The 17,084-nt window shown below is 73.1% G+C and carries 13 protein-coding genes and 1 tRNA gene; 9 read left to right on the plus strand and 5 right to left on the minus strand.

Going from position 1 to position 17,084, the window contains the following annotated elements:
• Positions 1-151: 151 nt before the first annotated feature.
• Both ABZ385_RS17950 and ABZ385_RS17955 read right to left on the minus strand, forming a co-directional pair.
• Positions 152-3,226, minus strand: coding sequence for an SUKH-4 family immunity protein (locus ABZ385_RS17950; protein WP_358912112.1), 3,075 nt, complete (start codon positions 3,224-3,226; stop codon positions 152-154).
• A gap of 7 nt (positions 3,227-3,233) precedes the next feature.
• A complete protein-coding gene (locus ABZ385_RS17955) occupies positions 3,234-4,229 on the minus strand; it encodes an SMI1/KNR4 family protein (RefSeq protein ID WP_358912114.1) in 996 nt (331 codons plus the stop codon).
• A 316-nt stretch (positions 4,230-4,545) separates the two neighbouring features.
• Here ABZ385_RS17955 and ABZ385_RS17960 point away from each other — a divergent pair, with 316 nt between their 5' ends.
• Together ABZ385_RS17960 and ABZ385_RS17965 are read left to right on the plus strand one after the other, a co-directional pair.
• Positions 4,546-5,109, plus strand: a complete 564-nt coding sequence (locus ABZ385_RS17960) for a YwqJ-related putative deaminase (RefSeq protein WP_358579670.1) — start codon at positions 4,546-4,548, stop codon at positions 5,107-5,109.
• Between the two features lie 70 nt (positions 5,110-5,179).
• The gene (locus ABZ385_RS17965; protein ID WP_358579532.1) at positions 5,180-5,692 is read left to right on the plus strand and encodes an SUKH-3 domain-containing protein; all 513 of its coding nucleotides are present in this window, start codon (positions 5,180-5,182) and stop codon (positions 5,690-5,692) included.
• 74 nt (positions 5,693-5,766) lie between these two features.
• On the opposite strand, the gene ABZ385_RS17970 is transcribed toward ABZ385_RS17965, so the two are convergent.
• On the minus strand, positions 5,767-7,089 hold the full coding sequence (locus ABZ385_RS17970; protein WP_358912116.1) for a histidine kinase: 1,323 nt from the start codon (positions 7,087-7,089) through the stop codon (positions 5,767-5,769).
• A 142-nt stretch (positions 7,090-7,231) separates the two neighbouring features.
• Here ABZ385_RS17970 and ABZ385_RS17975 point away from each other — a divergent pair.
• The 5 genes from ABZ385_RS17975 (at position 7,232) to pth (ending at position 11,409) form a co-directional block, all read left to right on the plus strand.
• Positions 7,232-7,303 (plus strand) — tRNA-Gln (locus ABZ385_RS17975).
• Positions 7,304-7,429: 126 nt separating this feature from the next.
• The gene (gene glmU / locus ABZ385_RS17980) at positions 7,430-8,872 is read left to right on the plus strand and encodes a bifunctional UDP-N-acetylglucosamine diphosphorylase/glucosamine-1-phosphate N-acetyltransferase GlmU (RefSeq protein WP_358579537.1); all 1,443 of its coding nucleotides are present in this window, start codon (positions 7,430-7,432) and stop codon (positions 8,870-8,872) included.
• Positions 8,873-8,988: 116 nt separating this feature from the next.
• Positions 8,989-9,963 carry a ribose-phosphate diphosphokinase gene (locus tag ABZ385_RS17985; RefSeq protein ID WP_127909859.1) on the plus strand — a complete coding sequence of 325 codons (975 nt, stop codon included), beginning with the start codon at positions 8,989-8,991 and terminating at the stop codon, positions 9,961-9,963.
• Positions 9,964-10,127: 164 nt separating this feature from the next.
• Complete coding sequence (locus ABZ385_RS17990) at positions 10,128-10,721, plus strand: 50S ribosomal protein L25/general stress protein Ctc (protein WP_358697380.1); 594 nt, start codon at positions 10,128-10,130, stop codon at positions 10,719-10,721.
• A gap of 91 nt (positions 10,722-10,812) precedes the next feature.
• Complete coding sequence (gene pth / locus ABZ385_RS17995) at positions 10,813-11,409, plus strand: aminoacyl-tRNA hydrolase (RefSeq protein WP_358579542.1); 597 nt, start codon at positions 10,813-10,815, stop codon at positions 11,407-11,409.
• Between the two features lie 46 nt (positions 11,410-11,455).
• Here pth and ppc read toward each other — a convergent pair whose 3' ends face one another.
• On the minus strand, positions 11,456-14,200 hold the full coding sequence (ppc, locus tag ABZ385_RS18000) for a phosphoenolpyruvate carboxylase (RefSeq protein ID WP_358697382.1): 2,745 nt from the start codon (positions 14,198-14,200) through the stop codon (positions 11,456-11,458).
• Positions 14,201-14,451: 251 nt separating this feature from the next.
• Here ppc and ABZ385_RS18005 point away from each other — a divergent pair, with 251 nt between their 5' ends.
• Positions 14,452-15,462: a fatty acid desaturase gene (locus ABZ385_RS18005; protein WP_358912118.1), complete on the plus strand. Its 1,011-nt coding sequence runs from the start codon at positions 14,452-14,454 to the stop codon at positions 15,460-15,462.
• Positions 15,459-16,145 carry a TetR/AcrR family transcriptional regulator gene (locus ABZ385_RS18010; protein WP_358912120.1) on the plus strand — a complete coding sequence of 229 codons (687 nt, stop codon included), beginning with the start codon at positions 15,459-15,461 and terminating at the stop codon, positions 16,143-16,145. Before ABZ385_RS18005 ends, ABZ385_RS18010 begins: the two co-directional genes overlap by 4 nt.
• Positions 16,146-16,164: 19 nt before the next feature.
• Here the strand turns inward: ABZ385_RS18010 and ABZ385_RS18015 are convergent, their stop codons facing one another.
• Positions 16,165-17,001: a trans-aconitate 2-methyltransferase gene (locus ABZ385_RS18015; RefSeq protein WP_358912122.1), complete on the minus strand. Its 837-nt coding sequence runs from the start codon at positions 16,999-17,001 to the stop codon at positions 16,165-16,167.
• Positions 17,002-17,084 lie beyond the last annotated feature (83 nt).

The following is a 17,084-nucleotide window of genomic DNA, read 5'->3' on the forward strand; positions in this document are numbered from 1 at the left end:
AAGCGGAAGCGCTCATAACGCGACACTCCGCCCGCTCCACCCGGTCAAGGATGCGGTAATCGCCCCGGAAACCCGAAAGCCCCCGGCACGCGAAGGCGCCCGGCCCGTCGTACGGGCCGAGCGCCTTCCGCGGTCTTCGTGCGCCGCCGGTCTAGAGCAGCCCGTCCCACATCTGTTCCAGGAGCACCGACCACCAGCTCTCCGGTGACGCGAGCGCCGCCGGGTCCAGGGCGGCCAGCTGGTCCTGGAAGTCGACGGTCCAGCGGCCCGCCTGCTCCTGGTTGAGACCGAAGCGCAGCCGCCACATCCGGCCGAGCAGCGCCATGCAGCGCGCGAACTCGGGCAGCCCCGTGTTCACGAACTGCGGCGGGACGGGCGCGCCGCCGGGACCGGCCTCCACCGGCACGGCCACGATGTTCGCCGTGCCGTACTGGACGCAGAGCGCGCGCCCGAAGTCGCTGCCCATCACCAGGTACGAGCCCGCGTCCGACGCCGGCCGCACGCCCCGCTCCTGCGCCAGCTCCGCCAGCGTCGGCACCGGCCGGCCCGGCTGGGCCTGCGCCCAGAAGAACGGCCCGAAGTCGACGGGCAGCCCCGCCACCACGAGGGTGTGCGCCACGATGTCCGGCACGCCCTGCCGGGACACCGCCCGCTGGTCGAAGCGGAAGATGCCCGGGCCGAAGGCCGCGGCCAGCTCCTGCGCGACGCCCTCCGGCGGGATCGCCGGGACGTGCGGCAGCTGCCGCACCGGCGCGCGCACCGGCGCCGGGCGGGCCGGGCCGTCCGCCACCTGGTGCAACTCGCCCTGGTGCGCGAGGAGTTCCCGCATGCCCTGCTGGCGGGACGCGTGGTCCCTGCCGTACGGGGCGATGGAGGTGATCCGCGCCTGCGGCCACGTCTCCCGGATCATGCGGGCGCAGTACGCGCCCGGCAGCTCGCAGGACTCCAGTTCGGTGTGGAGTTCCAGCACCTGCTGCGGCGGCACGTTCATGCCGCGCAGCTCGTGCAGGATCTGCCACTCCGGGTGCGGGGTGCCGGGCGCCGAGCGGCGGATGAGCTGCTGCTCGGAGCCGTCGGCCGCGCGGTAGCGCAGCACGGCCTGGTAGCCGGGGCCCACGGTGGGCCGGCCGACGGGCGGCTGCGGATAGCCGTACGGCTGTCCGGGCGGCCCGGGCGGTACCGGCGCCGGCGGAGGCGGCATCCCGGGCCCGCCCGAGCCGCCGACGGCGGGCCCGGCGAGCATCGTCGCCGCGTGGTGGACGCCACCGCCGCCGGGGGGCGGCGGAGTGCCGGGGGCGCCAGGAGCGCCGGGGGGCCCGGGGGGCTGGGGCGCGCCAGGAACCCCTGGGGGCCCGGGCGGCTGCGGGGCACCGGGCGGCTTGATCCCGCCGGGCCCGCCGAGGCTCGGGTCCGCGAACATGGTCGCGGCGTGATGCACCCCGCCCGGAGGCGTACCGGGCGGCCCGGGCGGTCCCGGAGGCTGGGGTGCGCCGGGCGGTCCGGGGGGCCCGGGCGGCTGCGGGGCGCCGGGCGGCTTGATCCCGCCGGGCCCGCCGAGGCTCGGGTCCGCGAACATCGTCGCGGCATGGTGCACCCCGCCCGGAGGCGTACCGGGGGCCCCGGGGGGCTGCGGGGCGGCGGGCGGCTTGGGCCCCTCGGGGCCGAGCGAGGAGACGAGCTGCGTCGGGACGTAACCGCCGGCGGGCGTACCGGGAGCGCCGGGCCCCGAAGGCGGCGGCGTCGCTCCAGCGGGCCGGGGCTCCTCCTGCGCCGCGCCGGGACCGGCACCGTCGCCCCCCTGCGGATACCCGTACGCGGAAGCATCCGGCGCGGACGGCACGGGCGAACCCGACGACGCCTGCGGCCCCTTGCCCCCACCCGCGACCGGCCCCTGCGGGTAGCCGTACGCGGAAGCATCCGGGATGCCGGGCGGCGGAGGCGGAAGAGACGGACCGGCGGACCCACCCGAACCCTGCGCCGCCGACGAACCCGGCCCACCCGCGACCGGCCCCTGCGGATAGCCGTACGCCGAAGCATCCGGCACCCCGGGCGGAGGCGGAAGAGACGGACCGACGGGCCCCTGCGGCCCACCGGACGAACCGGCACCCGCGCCCTGCGCCGCCGACGAACCCGGCCCACCCGCGACCGGGCCCTGCGGATACCCGTACGCCGAAGCGTCCGTCGGCTGCCGCGGCGCGTCGGTGTCGCCCGTGGTCGGGCCCTGGTTCTGGCCCCGGCCCTGCGGGTATCCGTACGCGGACGCCTCCCCCGGGGACGAGGCGTCCAGCGCCGGGGCGATCGCCGTCGGCGGGAGGTGGCTGCCGCCGTGCATCAGGGCCGTCTTGGCGTCCGGTGCCACGCCCCGCGGCCTGGCCTCGTCCTCGTCCTCGGCGACCAGCGGCGGCGCGAACACCGTCGCGGGCGCCGGTACCGAGAAGTCGTCGCCGGAATCGGCGTTGGTGTCCGTACCGGCCCACGGGGTCGCCCCCATGGGCACGCCCGGCGACGTCACGGGCAGGTCGTCCTGGCGGGCCGGTTCGCCGTCCTCGTCCGGTGCGGCCGCCGCGGGCCACGGCGTGCCGCCCTCCGGCACGGAGGAAGCGGCGGGCGCCGCCTCGGGAGCCGGATGCCCGGCGTCGGCGGACAGGGAGACGCCGGACTCGACGTCACCCGGCGCAGAGTCGCCCGGCGCAGAGTCGCCCGGCGCGGAGTCGGCAGCCGCAGAGTCGGCAGCCGCAGAGTCACCCGGCGCAGAGCCACCCGGCGCGGAGTCGCCCGGCGGCACCTTCTCGGACCCGGGGTCCGAGGACGACGCCCCCGTGTCCGAGCCGCCCGAGCGCCGGTCGGGGATGCCCATCTTGTCCGCCGCCTCCTGGAGCCACTCCGGCGGAGTCAGCAGGAACGACGTCTGATTGAGGTCGACCCGCGCCGGCGGCGGTGCGACCGCGTCCTGCGGTGCCACGTCCGGCAGGCCGTACTCCTCCTCGTACCTGCGGATCACCTCGCCCACGGGAAGCGCCGGCCACAGCGTGGCCTCGCCGCTGTCGCGGGCGATGACGAGCCGCTGGTCGCCGCCGTCGGACACCGGACCGTTCTCCCGGTCCTGCGCCCACACCACGAACCCGAGGTCGAACTCCCGGACCCGCACCTCCCGGTGCCGATGGGCCGGCACATCGCCGTTGATCCACTCTTCGGCGCGCTCCTGCGCCTGCGCGAAGGTCACCATCGCCTAGTCACTCCCCAGCCGAGGACACGGGAACGGCGCGCGCGAAGCCGCCGTCCACCATCAGGTTCGCCACGGTCTCCAGCTCCGGCGGATTGCCCGCGAGCCGTGACAGGAACGCGTCGAAGTCGTCGCCGCACGGCAGCAGCAGCCGCCGCACCCGCTCGGCGGGCGGCCACCCGGCCGCTTCCGATACGTCCCGCGCGTCGTCGTACGCGCAAAACCACACGGAACCGACCCGGTCGCCCTTCACCTTGACGGCGAGCAGCCCGCCCTGCACGAAGCCGACCCCCAGGTAGTCCTTGGTGAGATGGTCGCGCAGGCACTTGTTGACGTACACCAGGTCGTTGACCGCGGCCACGTCCCGCACCGTGAAGAACGGCTGGTCCACCAGCAGTCCCAGCTCGGCGTCGAGCGCCGCGCCCACCGGCGCGCAGCCGCCCGCCGCCTTGAGAAAGGAGCGGTAGGCGCCCGGCAGCCGGAGGCCGAGGTCCTCCTCCACGCCCTGCACCTGCTGTTCGCTCACCGCGACCGCCGCCTTCGGCAGGCCGAAGTGCGCGGGCCGGGTCTCCTGGAGCGGGCGCGTGCCCCGCTTGTCGTGGTCCACGGCCGTCGTCGCGATCCCGCCGTGGTGCCGCAGCAGCGCCTTCACCTCGACCGGGACCAGTTCCAGGCGGCGGCCGCCCGGCACGTGGTGCCAGGTCCAGCCGTGCGGGGTCGCCACCGGGGGGATCGTGTCCCACAGCTCGTGGCCCTCCGCCGCGAGCGCCGCGTTCGCCGACACGTAGTCCGTCAGGCGCAGTTCGTCCACGCCGAAGCCCTCGGGGGGCTCCGCGATCTCGGCGGCGGCCCGGGCGTAGGGCGAGAAGTCCGGATGGCCCCGCTCGTCCACGCGCACCCCTCTGGGGTGGCGGACGGCACGGACCGGGTCCGGGAAGTGCACGACCTGCCCGGCGTAGGCCGCGTTCGGCGGCGCGGACTGCTGCCCCAGCCGACCTGTCGTCATGGCGGTTGCCCCCTGCGGCACGGTGAAAAGTTCTGATTCTGCCGGTTTCGAGCCGTGGATCCTGGTTCCCTCGGCCCCTGGTACTGCGGATGTCGACACAGCCTATGCGCAAGGGCCGCACCGGTCACCGGGCCTCCGCTTCCATGACCAGCAGCCACCAGGCCGTCACCGTGCGACGAAACCGGGGGCGGGGCAGGCGTGTCGCAGAGCCCCAGCTTCCGCACCACCCGCCCCATTTGACAGGCTGTCCCCCGCGGCGCGGGGGCGTGGCACACCCGCGGGGACGACCGCGAGCAAGGGGGAGGGGCACAGCATGATGCACACGGCACAGAGCGAGACGACCGGCCGCACGCCGGCCACGACCGGACAGGCCACGGCGGAGGCGGTGCCCGGCGCCGTCTTTGGCGACCCGCGCGTGGGCTGGAGCAGCACCGCCGCGCACGCCCCGATCCTGCGCCAGCGCCGCGACGGCATCCTGCCGACGGTGGCCGCCGCGCTCTCCGTACGCGGCCAGACCACCCTCACCTGCACCCCGGGACGCGGCGAGGAGCCGCCCGCGCTGCACCCGCTCGTCCAGGACTTCCTCGACACCCTCACCAGCGGTCAGCGCGAACGCTTCACCGGCCGCTGCGCGGAGACCATCCTCATCTCCCGGCATCTCACGGCGGCTGACGCGAGCCGCTCCAAGCGGGCCTCGCGCAGAGCCATGACCAACGGCGAGGCCCGCAAGGCCCTCAAGCACGCGAAGCTCACCACCCGCCGCATCCGCGAGGACGGCGACCCCCTGCACGGCTCCTTCGCCGAGCTGTGCCGGTCCTGTACCGCCCTCACGGCGCACTTCGGCGTACGCGTCGTGGACCCGACGACCGCCGACCACTGACCGCCGACCACCGACCGCCGCCCGTCCTTGCGCCCGCACCTCTGCCCGCCGCCGACCGAACAAGGGCCCCATGCACGCCGACCACACCGCCCCCGCCGCCCGCGCGGGCGCCGCCCCGCTGCCCGTCCCCGTCGACGCCGCCCTGCGCGCGGCCGGCTGGCGCCCCGGGCGCTGGGACATCAAGCAGGCCGAGATCTGGGCCGACGCGCTGCGCCGGCACACCTCGCCGGCCGGGCACCGGCACTCCGTCTTCCCGGCCGCCGTGGAGGCCTGGGCCGAGTTCGGCGGGCTGCACATCACCCCGCAGGGCCCCGGCCGGCAGATCGCGCCCGCCACCGTGCACCTCGACCCGATGTACGGCCTGCACCTGGCCCGCACCCTCGGCGACCTCGGCCGGGCCCTCGGCACCCAGGTGTGCCCCATCGGCGAGGAGACGGACACCCAGGCGCTGCTCGCCATCGACGCCCAGGGCCGGGTCTACAGCCTGGACCACAGCGGTGACTGGTTCCTCGGCGCCCGCGTCGACCAGGCCCTCGCCACGCTCGTCACCGGCGTCCGGCCGACCCGGCTGACGGCGAGCTGACCGGCGTACGCGCGTGGCCAGGCCGGTACGCGCGCGACGAGGCCAGTACGCGCGCCAGGCCGGCACGCGCGAGGTCAGCCGGCCGGGACGGCGGCGGGCAGGACCGCCGAGACGCGGAAGCCGCCGCCGTCCGTCGGCCCCGACACGAAGACGCCGCCGAGTCCCGTGACCCGCTCCTCCATGCCCACCAGGCCGTTGCCGCCGCTGGGCAGTCGCGCGTCCGCCGAACCGGCCTTCGGCGGCGGCTCGTTCTCCACCTGCATCGCGATCTCCGCCCCGCGGTGCGCGAGCCGTACGTACGTCTTGGCGCCCGCCGCGTGCTTGTGCACGTTCGTCAGCGCCTCCTGGACCACGCGGTAGGCGGTCTGCTCCACGTCGGCGGCGTAGTCCCGCGGCTCCCCCTCCACCGTCAGGTCCACCGCCATGCCGGCGGCCCGCGACTGGCCCACCAGCTCCTCCAGCTCCGCGAGGCAGGGCCCGTCCTCGTCCACCGCGCGCGAGGCGGCCACGGCCGCCGCGTACCCCACGGCGGCCAGCGGCACCGGCTCCGCCGGCCGCGCGCCCCTCGTCCCGTCGCCGGTGCGCAGCACGCCGAGCATCTCCCGCAGCTCGGTCAGCGCCTGGCGGCCCATGTCGCCGACCAGCGCCGCGTTCTTCACGGCCTTCTCCGGGTCCTTGCGCGCCACCGCCTGCAACGCCGCCGCGTGCACCACCATCAGGCTCACCCGGTGCGCCACCACGTCGTGCATCTCGCGGGCGATCCGCGTGCGCTCCTCGCCCCGCGCCCACTCCGCGCGCTCCTCCGCGCGCTCGGCGAGCAGCTGGAGTTCGCGCTCCAGGTCGTCCGCGCGCTCCCGCAGGCTCTCCATCAGCCGCCGCCGCGCCCCCACGTACAGCCCGAGCAGCACCGGCGGCGCCGTCACGCCGATCGCCGCGGCGACGGCGAAGAACGGCACGAACTCGCTGCCTATGGGCGGGTGCGTGCCCTCCTCCGCCAGGTCCCGGCTCGCCCGCACCAGCGCGACGATGAGCGTCCCCGCCATCGACATGCCCGCGAGCGCGCCGGTGACGCGGCGCGGCAGCTCCGAGGCCGCCAGCGTGTAGAGGCCGACGATCGTCAGCAAGAAGCCCATCTGGGCGGGCGTGATGGCGATGGAGACGAGCACCACGGCGACCGGCCAGCGCCGCCGGAACAGCAGCGACGCCCCCGCGAGGGAGCCGAAGCAGATCCCCACCGCCGTCGGCAGGCCCGCGTCCCGGGCGAAGGCCACCCCCTCCGCGCCGCACTCCGCCGCGGACACCACCGCGAGCCCCACGTCCAACGCGGCCCCGCGCCGCCTCTCCCACCACCACGGCCCGGTCATGGCCGCGGTGTGGTCGTCCCCCGTCATGGTCATGTGTCTCAGCGTACGGGCGTTCCTCCCCGGTTTTCCGGTGAGTTTCCGGTGCCCCCTGGCGTCGCACGCGAGGCCCTCGGTGCGGCATAGTGTTGGGTGCCGATCCGGCGGACCGGGCAGATGTCCGGTCCAGACGGATTGTTCCCCCGTGGTGTAATTGGCAGCACTGTGGCTTTTGGTGCCATCTGTCCGGGTTCGAGTCCTGGCGGGGGAGCCGCACCGTACGGGTCCCGACCTCCGAGGTCGGGACCCGCCGCCGTTTCCACCCCCCTACGCCCCGGTATCCTGCGGATGTCCACCCCACAGAGGCACCAGCCATCCGAAGCCGAAGGGCATCCCCGTGAGCGCAACCCGCCCGGCCGTCATCGTCCTCGCAGCGGGTGAGGGCACCCGTATGAAGTCGGACCTCCCGAAGGTCCTGCACGAGATCTGCGGCCGGTCCCTCATCGGGCACGTGCTCCACGCCGCCTCCGCGCTCTCCCCCGAGCGGCTCGTCACCGTCGTCGGCTTCCAGAGCGAGCAGGTCCGCGAGCACCTCGGCGCCGTCGCGCCGCAGGTCCGCACCGCCTACCAGGCCGAGCAGAACGGCACCGGCCACGCCGTGCGCATCGGCCTGGAGGAGCTGGGCGCGGTCGAGGGCACCGTCGTCGTCGTCTGCGGCGACACGCCGCTGCTCACCGGCGCCACGCTCCAGCAGCTCGCCGCCACCCACACCGCCGACGGCAACGCCGTGACGGTGCTGACCGCCGAGGTGCCGGACGCGACCGGCTACGGCCGCATCGTGCGCGACGGCGAGAGCGGCGCGGTCACCGCGATCGTCGAGCACAAGGACGCCACCGAGGCGCAGCGCGCGATCCGCGAGATCAACTCCGGGGTGTTCGCCTTCGACGGCCGGCTGCTGGCCGAGGCGCTCGGCAAGCTGCGCACGGACAACAGCCAGGGCGAGGAGTACCTGACGGACGTGCTGGGCATCCTGCGCGAGGCCGGCCACCGCGTGGGCGCCTCCGTCGCCGGGGACCACGAGGAGATCGCGGGCATCAACAACCGCGTCCAACTGGCGCAGGCCCGCAAGACGTTGAACGACCGGCTGCTGACGGCGGCCATGCTCGACGGGGTGACCGTCGTCGACCCCGCCGCCACCTGGATCGACGCCACGGTGACCTTCGAGCGGGACGCGGTGCTCCACCCGGGCACGCAGCTCCATGGCGCCACGCACGTCGCCAAGGGCGCCGAGGTGGGCCCCAACACCCGGCTGCGGGACACGACGGTGGGCCCCGGGGCGCGCGTCGACAACAGCGTGGCCGACCGCGCGGAGATCGGGGAGCGCGCGAGCGTCGGCCCGTTCGCGTATCTGCGCCCGGGAACGCGGCTTGGGACCGGTTCCAAGGCGGGTACGTATGTGGAGATGAAGAACGCCACGATCGGCGCCGGTTCGAAGGTGCCGCACCTGTCGTACGTGGGCGACGCGACGATCGGCGAGTTCTCCAACATCGGCGCGGCCAGCGTCTTCGTGAACTACGACGGCGAGGCGAAGCACCACACGACGGTGGGCTCCCACTGCCGCACCGGCTCGGACAACATGTTTGTGGCTCCTGTCACGGTGGGGGACGGCGCCTACACCGCCGCCGGCTCCGTGATCACCAAGGACGTGCCGGCGGGTTCGCTGGCCGTCGCCCGGGGCCAGCAGCGGAATATCGAGGGTTGGGTGGCCCGGAAGCGTCCGGGGAGCGCGGCCGCGAAGGCGGCCGAGGCGGCTTCCCGGGAGGCGGACGGCGCAAGCTGACCGGAAACAGGTGCGTCTGACACGGCGTACCGTGATAGGTGCACACATTCGGCCGACTCGACGCACCGGGACGCGTGAGTACGGCAGCGGGAAGAACTCTCTGAGGAGACAGTGCTGTGACCGGGATCAAGACGACCGGCGAGAAGAAGTTGATGCTCTTCTCCGGCCGCGCCCACCCCGAGTTGGCCGAGGAGGTCGCACACAAGCTGGGTGTCGGCATCGTGCCGACGAAGGCCTTCGATTTCGCCAACGGCGAGATCTACGTCCGCTACCAGGAGTCGGCGCGTGGCGCCGACTGCTTCTTGATCCAGAGCCACACCGCTCCGATCAACAAGTGGATCATGGAGCAGCTCATCATGATCGACGCGCTGAAGCGCGCGTCGGCCCGCTCCATCACCGTCATCGTGCCGTTCTACGGTTACGCGCGCCAGGACAAGAAGCACCGCGGCCGTGAACCCATCTCGGCGCGGCTGATCGCCGACCTGATGAAGACCGCGGGCGCCGACCGCATCCTCACGGTCGACCTGCACACCGACCAGATCCAGGGCTTCTTCGACGGCCCGGTGGACCATCTGTTCGCGCTGCCGATCCTCGCGGACTACGTGGGCGCGAAGGTGGACCGCTCCAAGCTCACGGTCGTCTCGCCGGACGCCGGCCGCGTGCGCGTCGCCGACCGCTGGTGCGACCGGCTCGGCGCGCCGCTGGCGATCGTCCACAAGCGCCGCGACAAGGACGTCGCCAACCAGGTGACCGTGCACGAGGTCGTCGGTGAGGTGCAGGGCCGCGTGTGCGTCCTGGTCGACGACATGATCGACACGGGCGGCACGATCTGCGCCGCCGCCGACGCGCTGTTCGCGCACGGCGCGGAGGACGTCATCGTCACGGCGACGCACGGCGTGCTGTCCGGCCCGGCCGCGGACCGCCTGAAGAACTCGAAGGTGAGCGAGTTCGTCTTCACGGACACGCTGCCGACGCCGGGCGAGCTGGAGCTGGACAAGATCACGGTCCTCTCGATCGCGCCGACCATCGCCAACGCGGTGCGCGAGGTCTTCGAGGACGGCTCGGTGACGAGCCTCTTCGAGGAGCAGTAAAGATCCTTTTGGGTGTGGCCTCCCGGCCGAGTAGACTGCTGAAGTTGCTCGGCGAGGGAGGCCACACTTTTGTGTGTGGCGGTCCGTTATCGACGCGCTCTTCGTAGCAGGCCAGTCGTATGGCCGGGTAACCCCATCCGACACCTGTTGTACGAGGAGTGCACATGTCCGAGGTCAAGATCTCCGCCGAGACCCGCAACGAGTTCGGCAAGGGCGCCTCGCGCCGCATCCGCCGCGAGAACAAGGTTCCCGGCGTGCTCTACGGCCACGGTGCCGACCCGGTCCACCTGACCCTGCCGGGCCACGAGCTGCTGCTCGCCCTGCGCACCCCGAACGTCCTGCTCTCCCTGAACGTGGACGGCAAGACCCAGCTGGCCATCCCGAAGGCCGTGCAGCGCGACGCCCTCCGTCAGGGCATCCTGAAGCACGTCGACCTGCTGCTCGTGCGCAGCGGCGAGAAGGTCACGGTCGAGATCCCGGTCCACACCGAGGGCGAGCTGGCCCCGGGCAGCAACCTCCTGGAGCACGTGCTCAGCACGCTGCCGGTCGAGGCCGAGGCCACGCACATCCCCACCGAGGTCACCGTCTCCATCGCGGGCCTGGAGGCCGGCGCGTCCATCCTCGCCAAGGACATCCCGCTGCCGTCGGGCTCCAAGCTGGCCATCGACGAGGACGCGGTCGTCCTCCAGGTCCTGGCCGCGCAGGCCGAGGAGGCCCCGGCCGAGTCCGCCGAGGGCGACGCGTCCGCCGAGGCCTGATCCTCGCGACGCACATTCGGCACGGCAGCCGCCGCTCCCTCGGGGGCGGCGGCTGCCCGCGTATGAACCCGCGTATGAAGGAGACACGCACGTGACGACCGACGCCAACGCGCCCTGGCTGATCGCGGGCCTCGGCAATCCGGGCCCCGAGTACGCCATGAACCGGCACAACGTGGGCTTCATGGTGGCCGACCTGCTCGCGCGGCGCATGGGCGCGAAGTTCAAGCGGGCCGCGAAGGCGCAGGCCCAGGTGGTCGAGGGCCGGATCGGGGCGCCGGGTCCGGCGGGCCGCCGGGTGATCCTGGTCAAGCCCATGTCGTACATGAACGTGTCGGGTGGCCCCGTCACGGCGCTGCGCGACTTCTACAAGGTGCCCACCGAGCACATCGTCGCGGTCCACGACGAGCTGGACATCGACTACGGCACGCTGCGGCTGAAGCTGGGCGGCGGCGACAACGGCCACAACGGCCTGAAGTCGATGACGAAGGCGATGGGCCCCGACTACCACCGGGTGCGGTTCGGCATCGGCCGCCCGCCGGGCCGGATGCAGGTGGCGGACTTCGTCCTGAAGGACTTCTCCTCGACGGAACGCAAGGAACTCGACTACCTGGTGGACCGGGCGGCGGACGCGGCGGAGGCCCTGATCCTGGAGGGCCTGGAGCGGGCCCAGAGCACGTACAACTCCTAGAGCGGAACGACGAAGGGGGCGCCCCGTCAGGAGCGCCCCCGAAACGTCAGCCGGTGTTCCGCAGCCCGGCCGCGACACCGTTGACGGTGAGAAGCAGCGCCCGCCCGAGCAACGGGTCGGGCTCCTGGCCCGCCTCCGCCGCGTCCCGCTGCCGCTTGAGCAGGGCGACCTGGAGATACGAGATCGGGTCGAGATAGGCGTCGCGGATCGCGAAGGTCTGCTGGAGCGCCGGCTGGGAGTCGAGCAGCTCCTTGCCGCCGGTGATCCGCAGGACTTCACGGACGGTCAGCTCGTGCTCCTCCTCGATCGTCGCGAAGACGTGCTTCAACTCGTCCGGGACGAGCGTGTCGACGTAGTGCCGGGCGATCCGCAGATCCGTCTTGGCCAGCGTCATCTCGACGTTGGAGAGGAAGTTGCGGAAGAAGTGCCAGTGCTCGTGCATCTCGTCGAGCACGGTGTCCAGGCCGGCCTCCCGCAGCGCCTTCAGCCCGGAGCCGACGCCGAACCAGCCGGGCACGATCTGCCGCGACTGGGTCCAGCCGAAGACCCACGGGATGGCGCGCAGACCGTCGAGCGAGACGCCCGAGCCGGGGCGGCGCGAGGGCCGCGAGCCCAGGTGCAGGTCGGCGAGCTGGTCGACCGGCGTCGACGCGAGGAAGTACGTCGGCAGGTCGGGGTCCTCGACGAGGCGCCGGTAGGCCGAGTGCGCGGCGTCGGAGACGATGTCCATCGCGGCGTCCCAGCGGGCGAGGGCCTCGTCGGACTGGCGCGGGGCGGTGTGCAGGGCGGACGCCTGGAGCGTGGCCGCGACGGTCAGTTCGAGGTTCTCGCGGGCCAGCGACGGCACGAGGTACTTGTCGGAGATGACCTCGCCCTGTTCGGTCACCTTGATCTCGCCCTCCAGGGTGCCCCAGGGCTGGGCGAGGATCGCGTCGTGCGAGGGGCCGCCGCCGCGGCCGACGGTGCCGCCGCGGCCGTGGAAGAGGCGCAGGCGCACGCCGTAGCGGTGGGCGACGTCGCGCAGCCGGCGCTGGGCGCGGTGGATCTCCCACTGGGAGGTGGTGATGCCGCCGAACTTGGAGGAGTCGGAGTAGCCGAGCATGACCTCCTGCACGTCGCCGCGGAGCGCCACCAGCCGCCGGTAGGACGGGTCGGCGAGCATCTCGTCCAGGATGACGTCGGCGGCGCGCAGCTCGTCGGTGGTCTCCAGGAGCGGCACGATGCCGATCTTGGCCCAGCCGGCGTGCAGGTCGATCAGGCCGGCCTCGCGGGCGAGGACGGCGGCGGCGAACACGTCGTCGGCGCCCTGGCACATGGAGATGATGTACGACTCGACGACCTCGGGTCCGAAGACCTCCAGGGCCTTCTTGACGGTGAGGAAGACACCGAGGGTCTTCTCGCCGGCGGCGTCCAGCGGCGCCGGGGACGGCGCGAGCGGGCGGCGCGAGCGCAGCTCCTTGGCGAGCAGCTTCTGCCGGTACTCGCGCGGCATGTCCGCGTACCGCCAGGACTCCTCGCCGAGGCGGTCGAAGAGCTGGCCGAGCGCGTGGTGGTGGGCGTCGGCGTGCTCGCGTACGTCCATGGTGGCGAGCTGGAGGCCGAAGGCGGCCAGGGTGCGGATGGTGCGGTTCATCCGGCCGTCGGCGAACAGGGCGCCCTTGTGCTCGCGCAGGGAGGTCTGGATGAGCGTGAGGTCTTCCAGCAGCTCGCTCGTGCCGAGGTAGTCGCGGCCGGGCACGTGCGGGGTGCCCTTGGCCAGGCGCTGCTTGGTGTTCTCCAGCTTCTGCCGGATGCAGGTCGCCTTGAGCCGGTAGGGCTCCTCGGCGTTGAGCCGCTTGTAGCGGGGGCTGATCTCGGGCAGCCGCTCCAGGTCGCCCTGGAGGGAGGCCTTCAGCTCGTCGGTGGCTCCGGTGTAGCGGATGGAGTTGGACAGGAAGCCGCGCAGCTCGTCGATCATGTCGAGCGCGTCGTTGATGCCGTGCTCGTGCTGGAGGATCAGGACGTCCCAGGTGACGGCGGGCGTCACATTGGGGTTGCCGTCGCGGTCGCCGCCGATCCAGGTGCCGAAGCTGAGGGGGCGGGTGCCCTCGGGCAGCTGGACGCCGACGCGCTCCAGCTCGGCGGTGAGGTCCTCCAGGACGTCACCGACGGCGCCGGCGTGCAGCTCGTCGAGGTAGTAGATGGCGTTGCGGGCCTCGTCGGCGGGCTCCGGGCGCACCACGCGCAGCTCGTCGGTCTGCCAGACGAGGTCGATGTTCTCGGCCAGTCGGGTGTCGTGGCGGCGCCGGTCGGAGTCGATGACCGGGGTCTCCAAAAGCTCGGCGACGCGGCGGAGCTTGTTGAGCACCGAGCGGCGCGCGGCCTCGGTGGGGTGCGCGGTGAAGACGGGCCGCACGTTCAGGTTCTGCACGGTCTGGCGCAGGTGCTCGGGGTCGGCGTCCTTCAGGCGGTCCGCGGTGCGGGCGAGCAGCCCGCCCTCGGCGGCGCGCCGGGCGCGCAGCTCGCGGCCGCGGTGGACCTGCTCGGTGACGTTGGCGAGGTGGAAGTAGGTGGAGAAGGCGCGGACCAGCTTCGCCGCGGTCTCCAGCTCGGTGCCGCCCAGCAGCTTGGCGGCGGCCTCGCCGTCCTCGCGCGTGAGGTGGCGGACCTTCTCGACCAGTTCGAGGAGTTCGGGGCCCTCCTGGCGTACGAGGGTCTCGCCCAGCAGGTCGCCCAGGCGGCGGATGTCGGCGCGCAGCTCGGTGCTGGCTGTACGGGTGGCCTGGCGGCCCTGGTCGTCGGCACTGCTCACAGGTGCGGCTCCTTGCAGTGAAAGCACGTCTGGGGTCCCGGTCAAGGATTCGGGGGAGGTTCAGAGCGGACCGCGCTGTCCGACCGGTTCCAAGGATAGATGTCACCGCGCGGCGGGGAAGTTTCGGCCACTTGCCGAGACGCCCCGCGCTGCCATACTTACGTCGCCGTAGGTTACGGAACCGTAGGAAGCGGTACCCGTACCCGTGGACGCTCTTTGACCTCGACCCTCGACCCTTAGGGGACTTGCCCATGACCACAGCTTCCGATGCGCCCGCCGAGACCGATGTGATCGACGACGCTCGCGCGCCCGGCGCCCCGGCCACCGCCGCGCCGCTTGCCCCGGCCACGCTGGGCGGTGAGCAGAAGCGGTCCGTCGAGCAGGTGAGCCTGCTCCTGTTCATCGTCTTCCCCTTCCTCGCCCTGCTCGCGGCGGTGCCGCTGGCCTGGGGGTGGGGAGTGAGCTGGCTGGATCTCGGCCTGCTCGTGTTCATGTACTTCCTGGGGTGCCACGGCATCACCATCGGCTTCCACCGCTACTTCACGCACGGCTCCTTCAAGGCGAAGCGCCCGCTGCGGATCGCCCTCGCGGTCGCCGGTTCGATGGCCGTGGAAGGGCCGCTCGTCCGCTGGGTGGCCGACCACCGCAAGCACCACAAGTTCTCCGACGCCGAGGGCGACCCGCACTCGCCCTGGCGGTTCGGCGAGACGGTCCCGGCCCTGATGAAGGGCCTGTGGTGGGCCCACATCGGATGGATGTTCGACGAGGAGCGGACGTCGCAGGAGAAGTACGCGCCGGATCTGCTCAGGGACCCGGCGATCCGCCGCATCTCCCGGATGTTCCTGTTCTGGACGGTCGTCTCGCTCGCGATCCCGCCGGTGGTCGGCGGTCTGGTGACGATGTCCTGGTGGGGCGCCTTCACGGCGTTCTTCTGGGGTTCGCTGGTGCGCGTCGCCCTGCTGCACCACGTCACCTGGTCGATCAACTCCATCTGCCACGCGGTCGGCAAGCGCCCCTTCAAGTCCCGGGACCGCTCCGGCAACGTGTGGTGGCTCGCGGTGCTGTCCTGCGGCGAGTCCTGGCACAACCTCCACCACGCCGACCCGACGTCCGCGCGGCACGGTGTGATGAAGGGCCAGCTCGACTCCTCCGCGCGGATCATCCGCTGGTGCGAGCAGCTCGGCTGGGCGTCGGACGTGCGCTGGCCCTCCAAGTCCCGCATCGACGCCCGCCGACAGTCACCGGGCGCTGACGCGGCATGATGGACGACGTGGCGACCGATTCCAGCAATTCCAGCCCTGCCGGCAAAGACAAGCAGCCCCGGCGCACCCGCCGGACCCGGATGACGGGTGCCGAGCGCCGGGAGCAGTTGCTGGACATCGGCCGCACGCTGTTCGCCTCGAAGGGATTCGAGGGGACGTCGGTGGAGGAGATCGCGGCGAAGGCCGGGGTCTCCAAGCCGGTGGTGTACGAGCACTTCGGCGGCAAGGAGGGGCTGTACGCGGTGGTCGTGGACCGCGAGATGCGCCAGCTCCTGGACATGGTGACGAGCGCGCTCACCGCCGGGCACCCCCGCGAACTCCTCGAGCAGGCCGCCTTCGCCCTCCTCGACTACATCGAGACGTACACGGACGGCTTCCGCATCCTGGTCCGCGACTCCCCCGTCGCCCAGTCGACGGGCACCTTCGCCTCGCTCATCTCCGACATCGCCACGCAGGTCGAGGACATCCTGGGCCAGGAGTTCAAGGGCCGCGGCTTCGACCACAAGCTGGCGCCGCTGTACGCGCAGGCGCTGGTCGGCATGGTGGCGCTGACGGGCCAGTGGTGGCTGGACGTCCGCAGACCGAAGAAGGCCGAGGTGGCGGCGCACCTGGTCAACCTCGCCTGGCACGGCCTGGACGGCCTGGAACCGAAGCCGCGCCTGATAGGCCACCGCAAGAGCTGACGGCCCCCGGGAACGGGCGTCAGGCGTCCCCCCTGCGCGCCACCGCGAACACCCGCCGGAAGGGGAAGACGGTGCCGTGGTCCCCGGCGGGGTACGCCTCCCGCAGGAGCGCCCCGTACTCCGCGAGGAACGCCTCCCGCGCCTCGGCGTCGTCCCCGAGCGCGGTGAGGACGGGGACGAGGCCCGTGCCCTTGACCCAGTCCAGGACGGGGTCCGGGCCCTTCAGGACGTGCAGGTACGTCGTCTCCCAGGCGTCGACCTCGCAGCCGAGCCCCGTGAGCCGCTCCAGGTAGGCCGCGGGCGTCAGGACGGCGTCCGCGTGCCGCAGCCGGCCGCCGAGCCGCTTCCGCCAGCTCCCGGACTCGGCCAGCTCCCGCATCAGGACGTGGCTCGGGGCGTCGAAGTTGCCGGGCACCTGGAAGGCGAACGTGCCGCCGGGGGTGAGCGCGGCGATCCAGGCGGGGAAGGAGTCCGGGTGGCCCGGCACCCACTGGAGGGTGGCGTTGGACAGGATCAGGTCGTACGTCCCCGGGGCCGGGGCCCACCGCGCCGCGTCGGCGGCGGCGAAGTCCAGGCGTCCGCCGCCGTCCGTGGGGCCCGCGAACCGCTCGGCCTCGGCCAGCATCTGCGGGGAGTTGTCCAGGCCGGTGAGGTGCGCGTCGGGCCACCGCCGCGCGAGCAGCCGGGTGAGGGTGCCGGGCCCACAGCCGAGGTCGGCGACGCGGGGCGGGCGGCCCCCGGCGGCGGGCAGCTCGGGCACGCGCTCCAGCAGGTCGAGGAAGGGCCGGGCCCGATGGTCGCCGTGGCGCAGGTACTGGCGCGGATCCCAGGTGGCGGCGGGTGTGGCGGCCGGCATGGCGGACCTCCTCCAAAGGCGGGGACGTACGGGTGCACGCCCTTCCCGCATCATCCTCACCCTTGAGAATCTTGACGTCAAGA

Origin of the sequence: Streptomyces sp. NPDC005898 (genome assembly GCF_040629635.1) — a bacterium.
GTDB lineage: Bacteria > Actinomycetota > Actinomycetes > Streptomycetales > Streptomycetaceae > Streptomyces.

Coding starts and splice junctions, on each gene's coding strand:
- ABZ385_RS17950 (WP_358912112.1), bottom strand. CDS start 3,226: ATGGTGACCTTCGCGCAGGCGCAGGAGCGCGCCGAAGAGTGGATCAAC.
- ABZ385_RS17955 (WP_358912114.1), bottom strand. CDS start 4,229: ATGACGACAGGTCGGCTGGGGCAGCAGTCCGCGCCGCCGAACGCGGCC.
- ABZ385_RS17960 (WP_358579670.1), top strand. CDS start 4,546: ATGCACACGGCACAGAGCGAGACGACCGGCCGCACGCCGGCCACGACC.
- ABZ385_RS17965 (WP_358579532.1), top strand. CDS start 5,180: ATGCACGCCGACCACACCGCCCCCGCCGCCCGCGCGGGCGCCGCCCCG.
- ABZ385_RS17970 (WP_358912116.1), bottom strand. CDS start 7,089: ATGACCATGACGGGGGACGACCACACCGCGGCCATGACCGGGCCGTGG.
- ABZ385_RS17990 (WP_358697380.1), top strand. CDS start 10,128: ATGTCCGAGGTCAAGATCTCCGCCGAGACCCGCAACGAGTTCGGCAAG.
- ABZ385_RS18005 (WP_358912118.1), top strand. CDS start 14,452: ATGACCACAGCTTCCGATGCGCCCGCCGAGACCGATGTGATCGACGAC.
- ABZ385_RS18010 (WP_358912120.1), top strand. CDS start 15,459: ATGATGGACGACGTGGCGACCGATTCCAGCAATTCCAGCCCTGCCGGC.
- ABZ385_RS18015 (WP_358912122.1), bottom strand. CDS start 17,001: ATGCCGGCCGCCACACCCGCCGCCACCTGGGATCCGCGCCAGTACCTG.